Consider the following 20,136-nt stretch of genomic DNA (forward strand, 5'->3'; position numbering starts at 1 on the left):
TTATATGCGAATGACTTTGTTACCTGCTGCTTTTAATAAGCGATTCATGGTTGCATAACCAATATCTTGATTTGAAAAAGCTTCACTATAAATACATGACACTTGCCGCTCATCAAACTCACGAAGGACTTTAAAAAGATTGGCTGCAATATCATCCGGTTTGTGTCTGTCACCAATAACCAGAACATGATCACCTCGATAACGGTCTTTCGTCTGTTTGGTTGCGATAATGCCAATACGGGAACCTTCCATTTCCTTTTGTTCTACTAATTTATTAATATGATCAATGACACGATCTTTATTTCCCTTAAAAACAATAAGCTCTGCGTTCGGTGCATAATGGCGGTATTTCATACCGGGAGCTTTGGGAACCATGTTTTCATTCATGGATTTAATGGCTGGGTCTTCTACAACAGCACCAACAACTTTTTCAAGCATTTTCTTCGTAATACCGCCTGGTCGAAGAATGGTGGGGGTGCTTTCTGTTACATCCACTACCGTTGACTCCAGTCCAATTTCACTGGAACCGCCGTCAATAATCATGGACACTTTCCCTTGTAAATCATGAATCACATGCTGTCCCATTGTTGGACTAGGTCGACCAGAAATATTAGCGCTAGGGGCTGCTATTGGTAGACCTGATGCTTCAATGATGCTTCTTGCAATAGGATGCGATGGGATACGAATGGCCACTGTACTTAATCCACCTGTAATATACGCGGGTATAATCTCTTTCTTATTAAACACAAGGGTTAATGGTCCTGGCCAAAAATGCTCCATAAGTAATCGAGCCTTATCCTGAATATGCATGGCATATTTCTCCACATCTTCCATGTGGGCAACATGAACAATAAGTGGATTATCCGATGGCCTGCCTTTCGCTTTGTAAATATCTGAAACAGCTTGTGCGTCAAGTGCGTGAGCACCTATACCATAGACCGTCTCTGTAGGAAAAGCCACTAAGCCACCTTGCTGTAAAATATGAGCTGCCTCTTCAATTATATTATGTTCGATATCCTTATTGTCTACTCTACGAATTATGGTTTCCATACAATATCTCCAATTCCACCCATACAAAATTTACAACATACCAAAAAAAAATCAATAGTATATCATGCATCATGAAAAAATTCACAACGTTATTATACCATATTTTGATAAAAATAAAAGGATAACCTACTTTTCGCCTTGGTCATCCATCCAAATAATTGTTCTAAAGTACGTCTTTTTAAGACTTAAATGTATACATGTTCTGTTCTTCTCGCTTATCGGTTTGGCTAATAAACCACAATCCTATAATGGTCAAAGCTGCACCAATGAGAATGAGTATTTCCAATTCTCCACCTTCCGGTTGAAAAGGTATCACATGCCGCCATAAAATACTGGTGGTATTAATGACCACATGCAAAATAATGGCACCGTATAAACTCCCTGTCCATATGACCACATAACCAAATAGTATACCCATGACACATGCATAGATACCCTGTACAAGATTCATATGACCAATACCAAAAAAAAGTGCTTGTATGCCAATGGCCACAACGACGCCAAATCCTTGTCGAAGCTTACCTAACAAGATACCACGATAGAAAATTTCCTCCATAATGGGTGTAATAATCCCTGCCAGCAACAGTGTGATGAAAAAAGGCTGATTGATGATGCGCTCAATGACTTGTCCATACTCTGGAAACATCTCTCCTAGAGGTAATAACCATAGAAAACCATTGACGAAGAGATTCATGCCTACGCCGCATATAATACATATGCCAATGGTTATAACTGACACCGTTTCACTCAGCTTTGTCTCTAACCAAAACTTTTGGCGATTAAGACGATAGATTAACCATAAAATAAAGCATAAGACAAACCATCCAATGACGGTTAAGATTAATTGATGTCCCTTAATCCAGGTGTCCCAATCCAAAGGACTTTTACTATAGGTATAAATAGCAGGTCCTAAAAAAAGAATCAGCATTTGTATCATCACATGAATTATGACATATAATATACTTTCCCCCAAGATTTTTCTTTTCATTTCTTTTTCTCCTTTGTAGATACCGTTCTAACAGGTGCTAAGTAACTTATCCATTATCATTATCCATATGCTGGAACTTGCCTTATAAGATAAAAAAGGGGCTGTCGCGTCCTTGGCTTCTACATAACAGTCCCTTCATTCCTTAGTTGTCTCATAATATGTGATTATATGCCTTGTTCTTGATCTTTATAAAACTTCATAATACCTATGTATACAGCCCATGCTATTTTATCCTGATAATCATCGGAGGATAGCAATTTTGCTTCTTCATAATTGGATAAGAAACCACATTCAACAATGACACTTGGTATATTGGTTTGCTTTAATATAAAGTAGGAATTGCTATCTTTTATAAGACGATTATTGGTCGGATCAACAAATGTTTTGATGGCTGTCTGTATGTTCTGAGCTAAAAGGTTACCATTATTTGAATCTGCATAATAAAAGACTTGGGCACCTTTGTATTTTTCCTGAGAAAAACTATTTTGATGTATACTCACCAATATATCTGCGCCACTGGTGTTAATAATCTCCTTGCGTTTATTCATGTCTTGCCGCTTTTTATTGGAACTGGATGCATCGTATAAGCCATTATCATCTTTTCGTGTCAAGACAACTTGCGCTCCGCTGTATTCTAAATATGCTTTTAATTTTAGTGTAATGGCGAGATTAATGTCTTTTTCAATTTCATCACCCACCCCTACTTTTCCAGGGTCAAATCCTCCATGACCTGCATCCAATACAATCACATAGGGTTTATCTTCTCTAGAAAAAACATGAATAACTCGGTTTGCATATAGGATGGTTGCCACTAAAAAAATTAAAATAATCAGGGAAATCAACCACATGAGTATATGGGATTTTCGTACAACTATTATCATAGGATCCACCAAGCGTTTTTTTATAAATATATTATTTGGTACATCCTTATTATGCATGGTCTTGTTAATTTTTATAAAACATTCATGACAATACCTACTTGCAATTGCCTAACATGCTATTCTTTCCGTAAATATTTCTTTAGAACATCCCATACCTCTGGCTTCTCAAGGCCGATTTTCCAACCTGCTGCACCTGCTAGCTCATACTTATCCATAAGTTTTGCTTTTTCTTCTATGGATTCTTCTTCCTCCAGCCAGATTTTATACGTGATGCCCTCTTTTTGGTACTCACCATAATATTGCTTCTCATCATCTAACCAAACAATGTCCGCTCCATTGTCATCCAATATCTGCTTGGCTCTGGACATGCTGTAAGCTTTTGATGACACTTGAGTTTGTCCATCTACTTCCTCTTCACGCCAATGTCTTGTATAATAGGGCAGCCCAAGTATAACTTTTTCTTTTGGCACTTCCTTTAACGTATTGACTATACCCTGTTCAACAAAACCGATGGATGCTACAGAACCGCTTTTGGGGGATGTGGACCAATGCTCATCGTAGGCCATGATAATCAGATAATCAATAACTTTCCCCAGTTCCGTACGATTATAGTGTGCCGTCCAAGCCGATGGCACATACATATCTACCGATACCACAACCCCTTGTTCCTTGAGATAGGGTGTCAGCTCACGGACAAATTGCACATAATAGTCACCATCTTCTTTGGCAACTCTTTCAAAATCTATATTAAGACCATCTAATTCATAGATGGATACAAGCGCTAAGATTTGCTTAATCACATGTTCTCTTTTTTCTGTGCTGCTTAAAACATCATGGGTACGTTCAGGATTAAAATCATTACTAAACAGTCCCCAAACACTTAAGCCTTTTGATTTTGCATAGTGCACATATTCTTTACTCCCCAGGTTACTGATGTTGCCCTCTGAATCTTTTATGGCAAACCATGTGGGGGAAATGACATCCAACCCTTCTACATCTTCTAAAACACTACCAATAGAATTATTGGCTGCAGCACTGGTGACTTGATGCCAAGCTATATTTATCTTCCCTTCTATATCAAGCTTCATTGGTTCATCCACATCCATTTTCTCAGGTTGAATGGGGGGATACACTTCTCGAATCATTCCTAACTGTTTGCGTTTTACATAGCCAACCATACCCGAGTCCGTTCTCACCCTAACCCATTCTTCATCAACCTCTTCATACACACGAAGGGTATCATCCATGAATAACATTTCCGCTATTTTTCCTTTTATGCTAGCTTCTACACGAACTTGAGCTTTTTTCTTCGTCACATGGCTTGCACCATAACGTTCTTTGTTATCCAATACCAAAATACCCTTATCTTCATTAAACATGTATTCTAAATCAGAAAACCCTTGAATAATGCCCATGGGTACATAAGCCATATCCGTATCAAAGGTCATAATCGGCATGTCCAGCTCCAATGGGTTACTGTTCACAAAATACGTTAATGCTTCACTCTTCATACGAATAACCTGACTATTGGTGGTATAGGTTAATGCACTTTCCCTTTCATCCCAATAATAATAAGGATCAATGTATGTATTTATCAAATCAACAGGAAGATATATGGTATCTTCATGAACCTTTGGCGCATACCTTACCTGTAACTCCTTATCTTCCATCACAACACTAATGGTTCCTTTTGTATAATGTGGAAATACCTCTTCCAATGTGGCTTTCTCATTGGTCGGCAGTATTTTCATGACATACTGAGTCCCAAAAAATACCCCTAATGCTATGATACATAGAATCAACAGTATGATAATCACTTTCTTCATTATCTATCACTCCTCTAAGGTATTATAACACAAAGTACCTTCTGATTTAACAAGAGTCGACAAGAAAATTATGAACAATTAATGAATAAAACAAAAGAAATACCCATCTTGTCCTAGAATAACTACGAGCCTATAACTCGATAGTAATATATGGATACCATTCACCCATTACAGACCGCACTAAAATAACCAACCTATCAAACCCATCATAAAAAAGCCACTTCTCAACCTTATACCCAACAATCCACAACAATGTATCTATCTACTGGCTAAATAAGCGGTTCTCTCCCTTAAAAGTGGCACAATAATCAAAAGGATATATGGTATGCATAAACGACCTTTGCGGCTTGTTGCCAATCCCTTCAAACAACTCAAAGGCAACAAACGCAACGAGAGTGTATGCATACCATATATCCTTTACCATCCTACCGTTGACTTTTCTCTATTCTTTTATTTAAGATTTTGAAACCCGTACTCCATTCACCATTCTCTTTTCACCCATTCCATACTGAACAAACAAAAACGCCCCAACCAATAAAAAAATGTCCCCAACACTAATGACCTTTGGCAAGGGATAGGGCTTCAGCAATGGAATAATATCCGTTAGCCAATAAACTCGAGTCTGCGCACTGCCTAATACATGTCCCAAATCAAATGACGCATTCACACCCTCCGGTAAAAACACTGGCATCTGCCCTTGATTGAAGGCAATGGCAATAAAATTAAGAAACGTACCTGTACCAAACAACTTCATGGATAACATCTTATAATTCATGATAAGCGGTACAAATAACACCACATAAGATATGACATGCATGCTATAAAAAACCTGCTGATCCAGATGAATAACATACCCATTAAGACGAATGGCCACAATCTGAAGCAGCTGACTCAAAATAATCAGATACCAAACTTTTATCTTTATATGTTCAAAATTAGCTAATCTACCTTTTCGTATATAACCAACAATAATCGATAACACTACACCTTCAATAATCATGGTCTCATCCTTTATCTCATAACTTCTTTTGTTGTCATCACATGAATGAATGTATCCACTAACTCGGGGTTAAACTGAGTCCCTTTATTATCTTCCAACTCTTGTAATGCCTCTAATATAGCCATGGACCGTTTATAGGGTCTATCCGTGGTCATGGCATCAAAACTGTCTGCAATAGAAAGTAATGCGGATTCAAGTGGAATATCATCTTTTTTAAGGGCATCGGGATAACCTGTACCATCATACCTTTCATGATGATGGCGAATAATGTTGGATATCTCTTTTAGAGAATCCACATTACTCAGTATCCGTGCCCCCATAACAGGATGTTCCATAATAATATCATATTCTTCCTTGGTTAACTTCCCTTCTTTATTGAGAATAAAATCAGGTATACCAATTTTACCCACATCATGAAGTAAGGCTGCTGTTCGTATCCTTTCCACTTGGCTCTTTTTCATCCCAATGCCTTTTGCTAAACGTACTGCATAATCTTGAACACGGGTAGCATGACCCCCTGTGTAAGCATCTTTTACTTCTAATGCGTCATTCAGGGCATGAATGGTCTCCATGGCCATGGATTGGGATTCAAAATAGAGTTTAAAAGAATATCTGGCTACAAGTAGTGGTGCAAAAAACAGCACCACAACACCTTTTCCGTAATTAATATCTGCTAAAGCCATAATAATACCTAATGCACCGATACCAAGTAAACTGGGTACGATACCTTTGATATTATTAATAAAGGTTTCAAATATATTTTTACTATGCATAAGATTAATCATAATCGCCACTAAAAATGAATTAAGAATTTCACAAATGAGAATAATTAAAAGCACAGATGGTACTAACTCGGATAAGGATGTAGCTTCTGAATAGCCTACCATACCATATAATATTTCCCCGGCAATACCAATCACCATTATAACTTGTGCAATATTAAAGACTGTTCGAGAAATATGGGTATTGAGAAGATGCCGCCTCGTGCCTTCAATCACAGGCATACGACATGCAAACCCGATACCCGCAACAATAGCACCTACTAATGGACCACATATGATCATAGATGTCACCGTTACTGCTAAGCCAACTGAAACTGCAACACCCGATGGAAACGATATGAGAAATGTTTCCGTTATGGTCGCTAGAATCCCCCAAAAAATAATGTCTTCCCATGACGTTATTTCATATTTATTATACAGGAAATATAACACTGCAATCGCCAATATGCTGATTGCACATATATAAATCAACATGCTTGATTTAATCTTCATTCTTATACCTCCACCCAGAAAAAAAGCAAATTCACAAGAATTTATATAAAAAACCGGCCAATTCTTAACATATTATCTTACCAAACGCTAATCCAAGCACCTGCTGATAAAACTAATGACAATAAACTTACTAATGCTACCATAACTTTTTTCATGAAATATAGCCTCCTTTAGATTATATCTCTGCTAAACCGCTATATAGCAGGCTATATTCCTCTCCGCTAGTCTTTCAAAAAAAATATGTGATAGTACTTCAGTCTAAATTAGCCGGTCCCTTATACACTAATTGGTTAATTGTAAAATATGACGATTAATGGCATCCATGGTAGCTCGAGCAAGTGCTTCTCTTGGGTCGCTACCTATTTTAGCTGAACCTGTATAGACTTCTTCTCTACCATTGTACCGTGAAGATATACTCACCACCATGATCTCAACATTGGATAAGCTCACTTTTCTAGCATCCTCAAATACAAATACATCTTCTATTTCACAGTGATTTTCTACTGCTCGAAGTACCGTATTACCTAGGATACGGTTAATATTACTGGAGGTGTTTACCCCTGACATACTGCTTTCATAAGCTTGTCCTGACTTTTCCAAGACAACACGCACTTCAACATTGGAATCGTTATTGTTAAATTCAAGACTTTTTAGCTTTAATCTTGGATCACCATCATTTTGTATCACGTCACTCTTAATCTGCGCAATACTGACTTTCTTATAATCAATGGTCACATCAAACTCAGATATAAGAATCGCTTCAATATCTCTTAGTATTTGTTTGGGATTTCTTTTTAGATCAGATACGATATGAATCTCCTCAATGTTTTCTTGATCATCTAATACAACCTTGCAACCTTGAACAGACCGAATCTTTTTTAGATAACTCTCCATGCTCTCGACATTCATGATGAACCAGCCCCCTTTGGATACGTCTATGTATTTTTTTCTTCTAGAGATACCCATATTGAAAATACCTATGGGTATGTTATGTATCAATTGAATAATGCTATTATGTAAGCAAAATATACATTTTGGAATGCTTGTTCAGTGTATTACCTTATGCATATTAAAATCACCCTATGCATAATCGTGTACTCTAAATTATATAGTATTCTTTACTCAATTTCAATAAATATGGTTGTATTTAGGATAAATATACCAGAATTAGCTTATCTTGCTAGGTGACACAGGCATATTAACCAATAAAATGAATCAGCTCATACAACATGCTCTCTATTTCTTCCAGTGTAAGGGATTGTATATTTTTTCCTTGATTGGCTTCTTCAGGTATAGCAATAGGCTCTATCTTATCATAATCTTCAAATTGATTGGTAAGGGTTATGGTATAACCTTCATTCTCTAATATACAGATTATCTTATATATATAATGTTGATAACTGTACATATGGACATAGATATTAAAAGGCTCTCGTTCAATAAACGTTGTGACCTTTTGTCCAACGTCACTTTCACCCATGGTCATGACCTGCTTAAATAGTGTTATAAAGTGGTCTTTTGATAGACTTAACGTGAATTTTTTACACTTTATTTTTTGCTCAAACGTATGTCTGCCGATGGTCATGATTTCATTACCCCCATCAACGATCTGTTCCCTTAATGTTTTGAATATCTGGTTAATGTCATGGGTTATGGTGCTATCTGAATTATTAGCTGATGGATAGATATCATCGTAGATATATTGACTATTCTGTCCAGGTGTTTTGTAAATCAATTTTTCTTTCGTTTTGTAGAGCATCCCCATACTTTTCACTTCGTCAAGTACACGCAACGTAACAAATGGTTCAATGAGCAACCGCCCATTTTTTTGATCAATCATACCATTGTACAACAGGTTTATCTGATGCCATATGGACGTATCATCTTTTTTATCCACGATATCCAGTTGACCATATATCTGGTATTGACCTTCCATGATATGTTGAAATCCTTTGCTTAGCCCATAAGAATAAGCCGGCTTAAAACCCATGGAAAAATTTGTCCATAGGATCAATGTGATAAAAATACTACCAATCAATAGAAGTGGTATATGTCTGCCTCTATGTGCTTTCATCCTACATCCTCCACGCTTTGTTCCTGTCTTGTGCTAATATAATGGATACATTATCCCCTGCTCCATGATGCAGCACTTGTTCATACATTGTATCCACAATGGTTTGTAGTTCTTCTTTTCGCCGTAACCCCGAATATAAGATTTGCTCCATTTCTTGATGACGGATATAGTTATAGAGCCCATCACTGCATAATAGAAACAGCTGCTTTTCTTTATTTAGGCTAACCCTTGTATAGGGGTAGATATGTTCCTGAATACCTAGACATTGGGTTAATACATGTCCATAAGGATGGTGAACCTTATCACGAGAACCCTCTTGCTGGATTTGATCAATAAAGGAATGATCTTTGGTTACTTGTGTCATATGTTTATGGGTTCTTGTATAGATTCTACTATCCCCTATGTGGGTAATCACATACTTATCCCCATAAATAATGAGTACCGTCAACGTTGTCCCCATCTTCACATCATTAACTGTCCTAATCTGTTCATTAATCTTCAAAAAGCAGTTGGCTAAACTGGTTTTTACACCATTCCAAATGGCCGTCTTTTCAAGTAAAATGGCTTCTAATTCATGATCCCACCAACGGGTCAGTTCCGCTATGGCCATGGTACTCGCAACCTCCCCATGGGTATGACCTCCCATACCATCTGCAACAGCAAACAAACCAAACTCCCTGGAACCTGCTTGTCCGATTTTAATGAGTATGCGATCTTGATTTACTTTTTTCACAAGCCCTATGTGGCTGATTACACCATACTCAATGATCTTTCTCATGCTGTTAGTTCCTTTCTCAATAGCTACTCATGTATACATGAAAGTCTAACTGCTTATCAGCTCTATTAGCTAATACGCCTATATCCCTTTTATTTTTATCTCCGTAACGAGGTGTTACCTTGTACGCCCTATCTCAAAAGCATAATAACAGTTGGAAATACCAATCTGGCTGCCATCGTGAAGGGGATATTCTTTATTACTATCTAAAGGCTCTCCATCCAGATAAGTGCCATTTTTTGAGTTGAGGTCAATAATATAATAGTTCTCTTCCTTTTTAATAATCTTGCAATGAATACGACTAACGGAGCTGTTATCGATGACATAATCCACTTGATTTTTGAGTTTACCGATGATAAAAGCATTACTTGTAAGGCTTATTTTATCCACCATATCACCGTCTTTACGGACAAGGGAAGGATATGTTTCCATGGCTACACCGTGTGCAGCTGTATCCAGTAAGGCTGTATCTTCACTATCCGTAGGTGATGCCATGGATGGTTGTCTATTAACAAGTTGCTCTTTATATTGGATATGGTTATCGTTAACATGCTTACTAACATGTTGTTCATGCATACCAATTACACGATCTCTCTGCATGCTTATGGATTGATTCATAGGTTGCTCATCCAACGAAGGTATTCTCTTTTCTTTTGGCTGTTTTTTGGTACGCACTTGTTGGGGTGTTGATTGAGGTGGTTGATTATACACTTCTTGCTTATGCATATTAATGGATGGTTGACGTACTATTTTTGCTTTCAATTGCTTAGCCTGCCAGTGATCAAGTATTTTCTTGGAACCATACAGATTAAGTGCCATCAGCATAGCAATAGACGCTAACAAAGCATCTAGTCGTAAGGAACCATCTACATCAGAATGTAGAATATCCTTCTTTAACAATAATAAAAATAGGACGATAACCAGTACTTGAATGCATCCAATGCCGATGTAATGTAAAGGTAATCCTTGCTTTTTTGACGTTTCATGTGTGGTTATATTTTTAAAGAAAGATTTCTTATCTTGCTCAGCTTGCTTATTCTTTTCAGATTGCTCAGAATGGTTAGTCTTATGACCTATCTTTCCCAGACTCTTTTTTTCTTTTTTCCATTTATCTTGTAGCTTTTTGTTTTGCCTAAAAGCATTTGTTTGAGAAGAAGACTCATTGCCTGCCATTGATTGACGCTGTTTATTGCGTTTAATCAATTGATCAATTACCTGTCCATCTTCATTTTCTTGCAGGCTTTTTTGAGGACCATAGGATGATGGTGTGCGTTCTTTTTTAGTATTGTTTCCATCAGGTTTTACTGGTTGGTCTGCTCTTTTATTATGTTTCATTGAAGCATTTTGTGGATGCTCACTTGAAGCCACAATGGATTTATGTAAACCTTCTAACGAATTCTCTTCAATGGCACCACCATGCTCTTTTCCAATGGCTTGACTTATGTTCAAGTATTGGTTTACCTGCTCCTCTTCCCCCTGATCTTGATGTAAAATCTCTTCTATCTGTCCCAAGCCAAAGTCATCCTTCTTGGATGCTGTCAATAGCCTATGTACCATCATCACCCCTTGAATATCCTCTTGATTGACTTTATCAAAGAATAATTCTATTAATCCTCGAAGGTCTTCTTGTATACTGTTCGCTTCGTCCTCATAAGGTATATAGACAAACTTGGGTTGAAAATCATGAGGTGATACATAGATGGTATGCTGTTCCAAATTAATCTTAAGGCTGCTTAGATAAAACTTGTTACAATCTTTTACAATGGTGATTAAGGCATTAAAAAAGTTACACATATCCTGATAGCTCAGTTGCTTTCTCTCTAAGGTAGTGATCAATTGCTGCTTGGATGTAATGTTATAGTAGAGTTTCTTTTCACCATTAATGGCTAATATATGAAGGTCTAAAAAGGCATCAATTGGATTCCTTCTCAGCATCTCCACTTCATATTCTTGTATAACACGGGTAGCATCACTTTGTATGACAAGGTAACTGCTGATTGCATCCCGTTCAAAGGTCATATGGGTGTTCGATTTCATGATGTACCTCTTTTCTATGATTTGTTACTAATTATTAATAAAAGATCTACTCTGTTGATTTGAGATTACCTAAATCTTCATCCGTTATTCTTTCAAAAATATCCTCCACTAAATTTCCTAATTGTTCCTTAAAAATGATTGCTACAGCAATCAACACAATAATAATCAACGCAATCTCTACTATCCCTAATCCATCTTCCTCATTCCAAAATCTTTTTAAATGTTTTAACATCTTGTCTTCCTCCTAAGTAATTATTTGTGGCTATATCAACGATAATGACTTTGATTTGTTAACTTTAGTATCCTTAACCATCATCCGTTGTTATGAACCAATTTTTTATGTATGTTATGAACTTCATGTGATAAAACGTAGATGATCTATCACACCTTAACCCTACTTTACATCGTAAAGGACATAAAAGCAGGAAGCATGACAATAATAATGATAATAATAAACATCATACCCATGGGTAATAACAACTTGGAACTTGCTTTTTCCCCTTCTTTTTTGGCCACATTCTTACGGACTTCCCAAGCCTCATTGGCTTGCCCTTGAAGTGCCATGACCAGAGTATCATTACCTTTCTTAAGGTTCTGTATAATGACCGATGTAAATCGCATCATTTCAGGTATTTTACAACGCTTACCAAAATCTTCATAGGCTTTACTCTCTGAAACACCATTTTGTATATCTTGAAGGGCTACTAACATCTCCTCGTATAGAAATAGAGGACTTCTCCCTTTATTGAGTTGATTGACGTAATCTCTACTAACACTTGTCCATGCACGGCTAAGGGTCATACCTGCATTAATCAATAACGTCAACTTAATCACAAATTCTGGAAAGGTTCGTCTAATCTGGAAGTTTCGGTCATCCACTTTCTTCTTCAGCTCATAATCCTTTAAAATACTGATAAAAACAATGACCAAAATGCCCAATATAAAGAACTTTAAACCACTATTGCTTTTGGTTTCAAAAAGCCATTTTACCTTAGCTGAATGCCCTTCAATGGATGTTGGCAGAACCACATCTTTATGGGATTGTTCAATGAGCTGTTCCAGTTCCAATTTTTCTTTTAGAGCTTCCTCCACCAATTGCAGTTTTTCTTCTCTGGTCAGAGTCTTTGGATAGAGGGTCATGGTAACGGTCTGTTGATAGGATTGACCTGCATAAGTGAGTATGGCTGTGACAGATGCTTCTTGTCCAGATTTACGGATATTTTTATACTGTAATTCACCGTTATTTTGGATATACATGGGTGAATCAATGACCCATTCTATATGAATATTGGTATCTTCATAGCGGTCAGGCAGATAGAGCTTCCGATCTACAACTTGGGCGCTAGCATTTCGTATAACAACCAGCTCCTTAAGGTGCTCAGCTGCTTCCTGTAGTATCTCCATTGCCAGCTCTTTATGGGGTGTTTCTTCAGGTACAAGTACCGTAAAATCTCTTATTTCTTTTTCCCCATCAATCTCGATTTCAGCTTGAAGCTCATATGCCTTATTTCCTTCACCGATAGCTGGTTTATTCAATCGATTTTGATTCAGTGGATTACCTTCACCACTTTGCAGGCTCACCATAAGGGTAAGGAATAATACACCGATTAACATCATTATACCCAGAGCAAACTTCTCAGCCTCATACATCCTTAATCGATAATTGTATTCACGTTTGCCATAGATTAATCGAATATTTTCACAGACTTTTCTATGCGGTTTTATGTGTCTATCAAATACTTTATCCATAAGCCACAGAGATGTGGGCATCAGATCTTTTAATTTGTACTCTTTTTTATTCACATATTGCATATCTTCTTGGTACAGATTCTTAGTTAAGAAATAAAGAAGAAAAATTAGTACCAGCAAAGCGCCACATATGATGCTAATAATCATCGTTACACCTCAATATTCGTAATTTTTTGGCCTACCTTATAACTAATCATAAATATAATTAAACTGATTGTCATCAGCACACGTCCTTGTAGGGAGGTATACATAACGTTCAAATAACCTGGAGAAGATATTTGTAAGTAAACAATAATAAGTGGTACCAATAAGCTTAATATTTTTTGTTCAAATTGTTTACTGGCAACAAGGACTTCAATTTCGTTTTGTATTTCCATTTTTTCGCTAATGGTTCTGGATGTATAAGCAATAATACTAATGATATTTCCTCCTGTGCGCTTTGCTGTTGTGAATACATTAGAAAAATTAGTAATATCATCAATGGAAGCTCTTTTTGCAAAATCTTCAATGGCCTCTTCTATGGTTTCATTCATCTCAATTTTACGTACAATATACTCTAATTCCATAATAATGGATGTCTGGGGATTGGGATAAAGAATACGCAAATCCTTTAAGACAGCTTTAAAAGCACTTTCAATGGATTTTCCTGCTCCCAAAGAAGAAGACAAGGCATAAATCATCTCTTTGAATTGAGCCTTAAGGGCCTGTTTGCGCTTCTTAACAAGATCAGGTTTCTTTAACTTGGGATAGAATAACCCTAAAAAAGAGAGCATAAGGGCTATGACATGATGATTATAAAACAAAAGACCCATGATATAGATAACGCCCATGGCTAAAAACGTATATTTTAGACGTTCTGCTAAGGTCAACTCATAGATATCATAATGGATAAGTGTCTTATGTTGTTGTTTCTGAAACAATTCTTGTATCTTCATCCTATGTCACCAACTTCTATACCTGCCATCTTCAATTTTTCTTGATGGATTAGTGTATTCCCTGTCTTCGTAAGTTGTCCCTTTACTTTTATATCTTGTGTTTCACCTGTCTCTTGAAATGTAAAGAGTGGATTGAGTACAATGTCGCCGTCGCTATACCCTTTTACTTCAACAATCTCAAGCACTCTTCTTGATTTATCCCGCAGACGTCCCAGATGGACCATAATATCCACTGCTGATGCAATCTGCTGTCTTATGGCTTCAAGGGGCATGTTGGCACCTGTTAGAATCATGGTCTCCAGCCTGCTAAGCATATCTTTTGTGGAATTGGCATGACCTGTGGATAACGAACCATCATGGCCTGTGTTCATGGCTTGGAGCATATCAATGGCCTCAGCACCCCTTACTTCCCCTACCACAATACGGTCTGGGCGCATTCTCAGGGATGATTTTATTAAATCTCGAATATTAATTTCACCTTTACCTTCTACATTGTCATTACGTGTCTCTAACCGTACCAAATTATCAACAGATTTTATTTGTAATTCAGCTGAATCTTCGATGGTGATGATTCGTTCATCTCTTGGTATGAAATTGGACAATACATTTAGAAACGTTGTTTTCCCAGAACCTGTTCCCCCACAGATAAATATATTGTATTTAGCCTCTACCAGCTGTTGTAATAGCCTTGCTATATCATCGGATAAGCTGCCCCATTTAATTAATTGCTCCATGGTAATAGGCTTATCAGGAAATTTACGAATGGTGACGATAGGTCCATTGAGAGCTATTGGCGGCAAAACAATATTAATCCTTGAACCATCCATTAACCGTGCATCCACAATAGGTGATGCCTCGTTGACCACCCGATTGACTTTTGCCACAATTTGTTGAATGACATCTTCCAGTTTGGTGGTGCTCTCGAAGGAACGCTCAATCTTGTGAATATGACCATTCTGCTCAATAAATATATTATCTTTACCATTAATCATAATTTCTGTAATGGACTTGTCTTCTAAGAGAGGTTGAAGAATGTCTAATCGTCTTATGGCATTGAATATTTTATTCCCCCATGCATGACGCTGGGATACACTTATATAGGTTTCCATGGATTGTTCTTTGATAATACGATCAATCATTTCGTGGATATCTTTGTCGGTAGGGTCCTTGGATAAATCCATTTGATCGCGCACAAGATTTTTTAGTTGATTGATCTTATCTTCCTTCAATTGGCATCCCTCTCTCCTGATGTAAGCCCTAAATATTCTTTTAGTGAACTTGCTAGTATACCCTCAAGGTTTATATGTTGGTCCCTCATTGTATTCAGTGTATCATCATAAGGTAGATGACCTGCTATAGGGAAATCATCCATAGCCAATCCCTCTTCACCTTGGCAACCTGTATTATCATTGACCACTAGACTGGCCTTTTCACGCAACATAGTCATACCCATTTTATCAAAATGCTGATACATTTTTTTAACTTTATAAATAGATACAGGTTGTTCATTGGCCAATACCATGAGCTGTTCACACATACCTAATAATTTTATATTTCGATGACCTAAACTCGAATCAAAATCCAGCACAATACGCTCATAACCTGAATGTTCTTTTATGTATGTAATAAATCTAACCCATTCTTCTATGGTGACCTCCTGCATATCTTGGTAGCAAGAAACAGGTGAAAAATAATGAAGCCCTGTTGGTTCATCAATAGATTTTAACCCCTCTACTTTCAGCATAAGATTTTTGTGTTTTTGCTTCACAAAGTAGAGTATATCGGAAAAATGATAGGATAAATCATCCTGCAACATGGCACCATAAGAAGCTAAGTCTTCTAAGCTTAAGAGAAGAGTTGGTATTTGACACTTGGCTAGTAGCCTAGCCATGGTTACGGCTAGAGTCGTTTTGCCCACACCACCTGCTGGCGAATAGATGCCTATTAGTGACGTTGATGAAGGGGTGTGCGTCACAATCATTTCATCATCACTATGCTCCGAAAAAATACGGATTAACTGCTTACCCAATACATCACCTGGCTGATATTTATTAATGGATGGATAATTGCTTAGAGCACCAGGTAATCGGTCACTGTCATTTAATAAAACCGCTACTTGCACACTTGATAACGCCATATCATCCTCTATCCAGTCCGGTGAAATCAATAGAATATCCCCTTGCTTGGTGGTTAAATACTCTTTTAACAACACTGGATTGGTAAAGGATACCATATGAAACTTCCTTTTCCCCCATGATGACAAGTACTTTGTCATAGCATTGATGTACCCTAGGTCATGATCTGCAATAATAAGTTTTAACTCTACCATGGCTAATCTCCTCTCTAAGCCTGTTTCATCCTATGACATGATAGATCTGATTGATCTCCAATATCATTTGCCATAATGTACCCAAACCAATGGCATAAGATAAACGTATAACATGGCTTTTATCCTTGGTATGTAAATCATCGTATTCACGCACTTGACGAGTCATAAAACATTGGTGTATGAATCGGAAGAAATGCTTCATACGTTGTGTGAAATTTCTATGATAGCTCATTTTAATGAGAGCCATTAACCCAGCAATCACAAGCATATATAAGCTGGCTTCTTTCACAAAACCGATGCCAAGAATACAACTTATGGTGCTGACAAGTTTCACATCACCTGCTCCTAAGACCCTTAACATAAAGAATACAAAAAGTATAACAAAGGGTAGCAACAAGCCAGTAGCCCAAGACCCTATACCTGATATGCCTGATTCAATGATATGTATAAACAGGCCTAATAGGACAAAAATAATCAACATATTATTCTTTATTTTATAACTTTTTGAATCCGTGTATAGAGCTAACAGGATCAGTATACATACCAGTGCATACTTAATAAAAGATATCATTGCCAAGTCATCCTTCCTTTGCAAACATCTATCCATTTTATCCACTTATATTTTTATTAATTTAATTAGGAATTTTAAGACATCATAGATATAACGATACTATAATCCGTTATGATTAATTTATGTTCCTCTTTTTACTACTCATAAAAAATATTATAAAGAATTATGTCAGGATTGTAAAGATATTTTTGTTATTTTCATATATTTTGTTGAATTTTGTTTTTAAGACGTGTGGTTATTTATTTAAGAACTAATCGATAACACAGCATGGCATTAAGTATTCTGACAGCCTTTGCAAAACATATTTATCCTTTAGGAAAGTACCCTTAGCACAAATGAAAATTTTCTACTTCGTATACTAAATTTAAGGAGTATCCTACAAAACAAAAAGGACCCTCTTTCCAACATAACATGATTGGCAAGTGGTCCTCATTTTCAAAGATATTTGTCGATTATAGCAAGTGAGTACAGTAATACAAACCCTGGAATTCCCAGTAAACCTATCACAAAACCGTTGACAATATTCATGCCAACACCTAGGCCAAGTCCTTTTAATACGTAGTTAAATCCGTATATAGCAGCTAAACCAATACAACCTTTAATTAAAACAAGCAATAACTTTTTAACTGGTTTCATAAGCATTGAAAACAATATGATGATCAGTAATAATATTAATATCCAAATAACTAACTGATTGTTTTCACTCGACCCCCTTTACTTTATGATAGTTATCCACTGTTTTTTATGCATGAGGCTTTTTATGAACAGTACATATGCAACATGACCTTGTACTTTTAATCATGTTACATTATATGTCCACTTTTATAATATATGCTTAATTTGCAGTTAAGAATCACATCTTTGTACATGCCAATAATAGGATTCATGTATTGTACAGATGCTTTATATCACCTAAGTTTTGCAATGATGTTCATGCGTTTAGCTTCACTAATAAGATACTGATACTTTAGTTGCATGGCTTTTACCTCATAGATACAACTATCAATGAGATCAGGATCTGTGGCAACTTCAAAATTATTGTACGCATTATCAAGTGCTCTTTTTGCAATGTCAATGTTCTTAAGTATAAAGTCTTCTTCACTTAGTTTATTAGCATGATCATGGTCATAATCTACATTTAATTGATTTCGCATATTTCACTACCTCTTATAATATTGTTTTATTATATAGTATAGTCAAAAGATGCAATAATATTCTTTATTTACCAAATAAAGGGCTGTTACAGCCAAGCATTATTGCCTTCATATTGGCAGAAATGCTGGATATAACAGCCCTTTGGCTCTTTTAATAATTATTGTTTTCCATACTTGCAAATTTCGTAAATTGTCCCATCCAGACAAGATGAACCGTACCTGTAGGACCGTTACGTTGTTTAGCGATGATGAGTTCCCCTTGATTTTTAGCTTCTGTTTCAGGATTATAATATTCATCACGGTACAAAAACATCACCACATCGGCATCCTGCTCGATGGCTCCAGATTCACGAAGATCCGATAACATGGGCCGATGGTCAGCTCTTGATTCACAGGCACGACTAAGCTGTGACAAAGCAACTACAGGGGCTTCCATTTCTCTTGCTAATGCCTTTAGGGACCTTGATATCTCTGATATCTCTTGCTGCCTAGATTCTGTTTTTCCATTACCACTCATAAGCTGTAAGTAGTCAATCAAAATCAGGTCTAATCCTTTTTCTAGCTTAAGCTTACGGCATTTTGCTTTCATTTCCGATATGGTAATACCTGGTGTATCATCAATGTATATGGGCGCTGTAGACAGAATACTCGCTCCTGTAGCAATCTTAGCCCAATCATCATCTTCCAGGTCACCAGTACGCACCTTCTGAGCATCTACCATGGCTTCTGAACACAGAAGACGGTTCACCAACTGCTGCTTGGACATCTCCAGACTAAAAATAGCTGTGGATGCATTCTCTTTAATGGCTGCATGTTGGGCTACATTCAACGCAAAGGCTGTTTTCCCCATGGATGGTCTTGCAGCAACCAATACCAAGTCGGAAGGTTGTAAACCTGCTGTTTTATAATCAAGATCAATAAAGCCTGTGGGTATCCCCGTCACTTTTCCTTGATTCTTGTGGATACTTTCAATTTTATTAAGGGTTGGTACAACTAAATCCTTTATAGAGGAGAACTCCTCTGTACGTCTATCTTGTACAATATTAAAGATGCGTTCTTCTGCTGTACCAAGTACCTCTTCCAGTTTTTTCGTACCATCATAACTATCCGCAATAATCTCCTGATTGGTTTTGATTAAACGCCTTAGGACAGACTTTTCCTTAACAATCTGCGCATAATTCTTAACATGGGCTGAAGTAGGCACAGACATGGCAAGATTAGATAAGTGGTTCACGCCACCTATCTGATCCAAAACACCTTCATCTTTGAGTTTTGTCTGCAAGGTTACAAGGTCCACAGGTTTATTACTATTATATAATTCAACAGCAGCTTGAAATATTGTCTTTAAATCCGGCTGATAGAAATCATCACCACTTAATGTTTCTAGAGCTGATGAAATAGCCTCTCGGTCTAATATCATAGAACCTATGACAGACTGTTCTGCTTCGATACTATATGGTGGTAATCCTTTTATTTCTGCTTCCACCACAATC

19 protein-coding genes are annotated in these 20,136 nt (G+C 36.9%); all 19 read right to left on the reverse strand.

Annotated elements, in window-relative coordinates; genetic code table 11:
* Window positions 1–1,050 carry an L-threonylcarbamoyladenylate synthase gene (locus tag HZI73_RS00695; protein WP_212696374.1) on the reverse strand — a complete coding sequence of 350 codons (1,050 nt, stop codon included), beginning with the start codon at window positions 1,048–1,050 and terminating at the stop codon, window positions 1–3.
* A gap of 178 nt (window positions 1,051–1,228) precedes the next feature.
* Window positions 1,229–2,038, reverse strand: a complete 810-nt coding sequence (locus tag HZI73_RS00700; protein ID WP_212696375.1) for a CPBP family intramembrane glutamic endopeptidase — start codon at window positions 2,036–2,038, stop codon at window positions 1,229–1,231.
* 164 nt (window positions 2,039–2,202) lie between these two features.
* Window positions 2,203–2,919 carry an N-acetylmuramoyl-L-alanine amidase CwlD gene (gene cwlD, locus HZI73_RS00705; protein ID WP_246552309.1) on the reverse strand — a complete coding sequence of 239 codons (717 nt, stop codon included), beginning with the start codon at window positions 2,917–2,919 and terminating at the stop codon, window positions 2,203–2,205.
* Window positions 2,920–3,035: 116 nt separating this feature from the next.
* Complete coding sequence (locus HZI73_RS00710) at window positions 3,036–4,745, reverse strand: glycosyl hydrolase family 18 protein (RefSeq protein ID WP_212696376.1); 1,710 nt, start codon at window positions 4,743–4,745, stop codon at window positions 3,036–3,038.
* Between the two features lie 454 nt (window positions 4,746–5,199).
* Window positions 5,200–5,745, reverse strand: a complete 546-nt coding sequence (locus HZI73_RS00715) for a DUF5317 domain-containing protein (protein ID WP_212696377.1) — start codon at window positions 5,743–5,745, stop codon at window positions 5,200–5,202.
* An 11-nt stretch (window positions 5,746–5,756) separates the two neighbouring features.
* On the reverse strand, window positions 5,757–7,019 hold the full coding sequence (locus tag HZI73_RS00720) for an HD-GYP domain-containing protein (RefSeq protein ID WP_212696378.1): 1,263 nt from the start codon (window positions 7,017–7,019) through the stop codon (window positions 5,757–5,759).
* A 282-nt stretch (window positions 7,020–7,301) separates the two neighbouring features.
* Window positions 7,302–7,928 (reverse strand): hypothetical protein, encoded by a 627-nt coding sequence (locus HZI73_RS00725; RefSeq protein WP_212696379.1) that lies wholly within the window; start codon window positions 7,926–7,928, stop codon window positions 7,302–7,304.
* Window positions 7,929–8,217: 289 nt separating this feature from the next.
* Window positions 8,218–9,093, reverse strand: a complete 876-nt coding sequence (locus HZI73_RS00730; RefSeq protein ID WP_212696380.1) for a hypothetical protein — start codon at window positions 9,091–9,093, stop codon at window positions 8,218–8,220.
* Window position 9,094: 1 nt separating this feature from the next.
* Window positions 9,095–9,871 carry a PP2C family protein-serine/threonine phosphatase gene (locus HZI73_RS00735; RefSeq protein ID WP_212696381.1) on the reverse strand — a complete coding sequence of 259 codons (777 nt, stop codon included), beginning with the start codon at window positions 9,869–9,871 and terminating at the stop codon, window positions 9,095–9,097.
* Window positions 9,872–9,985: 114 nt separating this feature from the next.
* Window positions 9,986–11,905, reverse strand: a complete 1,920-nt coding sequence (locus tag HZI73_RS00740) for a DUF6382 domain-containing protein (protein WP_212696382.1) — start codon at window positions 11,903–11,905, stop codon at window positions 9,986–9,988.
* Window positions 11,906–11,951: 46 nt separating this feature from the next.
* Window positions 11,952–12,137 (reverse strand): Flp1 family type IVb pilin, encoded by a 186-nt coding sequence (locus HZI73_RS00745; protein ID WP_212696383.1) that lies wholly within the window; start codon window positions 12,135–12,137, stop codon window positions 11,952–11,954.
* Window positions 12,138–12,304: 167 nt separating this feature from the next.
* Window positions 12,305–13,801: a type II secretion system F family protein gene (locus tag HZI73_RS00750; protein WP_212696384.1), complete on the reverse strand. Its 1,497-nt coding sequence runs from the start codon at window positions 13,799–13,801 to the stop codon at window positions 12,305–12,307.
* 2 nt (window positions 13,802–13,803) lie between these two features.
* The gene (locus HZI73_RS00755; RefSeq protein ID WP_212696385.1) at window positions 13,804–14,589 is read right to left on the reverse strand and encodes a type II secretion system F family protein; all 786 of its coding nucleotides are present in this window, start codon (window positions 14,587–14,589) and stop codon (window positions 13,804–13,806) included.
* Window positions 14,586–15,770, reverse strand: a complete 1,185-nt coding sequence (locus HZI73_RS00760; RefSeq protein WP_212698662.1) for a CpaF family protein — start codon at window positions 15,768–15,770, stop codon at window positions 14,586–14,588. Before HZI73_RS00760 ends, HZI73_RS00755 begins: the two co-directional genes overlap by 4 nt.
* Window positions 15,771–15,814: 44 nt before the next feature.
* Window positions 15,815–16,918 (reverse strand): nucleotide-binding protein, encoded by a 1,104-nt coding sequence (locus HZI73_RS00765; RefSeq protein ID WP_212696386.1) that lies wholly within the window; start codon window positions 16,916–16,918, stop codon window positions 15,815–15,817.
* 25 nt (window positions 16,919–16,943) lie between these two features.
* A complete protein-coding gene (locus HZI73_RS00770) occupies window positions 16,944–17,489 on the reverse strand; it encodes an A24 family peptidase (RefSeq protein ID WP_212696387.1) in 546 nt (181 codons plus the stop codon).
* 435 nt (window positions 17,490–17,924) lie between these two features.
* The gene (locus HZI73_RS00775; protein WP_330619760.1) at window positions 17,925–18,173 is read right to left on the reverse strand and encodes a pro-sigmaK processing inhibitor BofA family protein; all 249 of its coding nucleotides are present in this window, start codon (window positions 18,171–18,173) and stop codon (window positions 17,925–17,927) included.
* Between the two features lie 224 nt (window positions 18,174–18,397).
* Window positions 18,398–18,643, reverse strand: coding sequence for a YaaL family protein (locus HZI73_RS00780; RefSeq protein ID WP_212696389.1), 246 nt, complete (start codon window positions 18,641–18,643; stop codon window positions 18,398–18,400).
* Window positions 18,644–18,794: 151 nt separating this feature from the next.
* Window positions 18,795–20,132 (reverse strand): replicative DNA helicase, encoded by a 1,338-nt coding sequence (gene dnaB, locus HZI73_RS00785; RefSeq protein WP_212696390.1) that lies wholly within the window; start codon window positions 20,130–20,132, stop codon window positions 18,795–18,797.
* Window positions 20,133–20,136 lie beyond the last annotated feature (4 nt).

The organism is Vallitalea pronyensis (assembly GCF_018141445.1).
GTDB classification, from domain to species: domain Bacteria; phylum Bacillota; class Clostridia; order Lachnospirales; family Vallitaleaceae; genus Vallitalea; species Vallitalea pronyensis.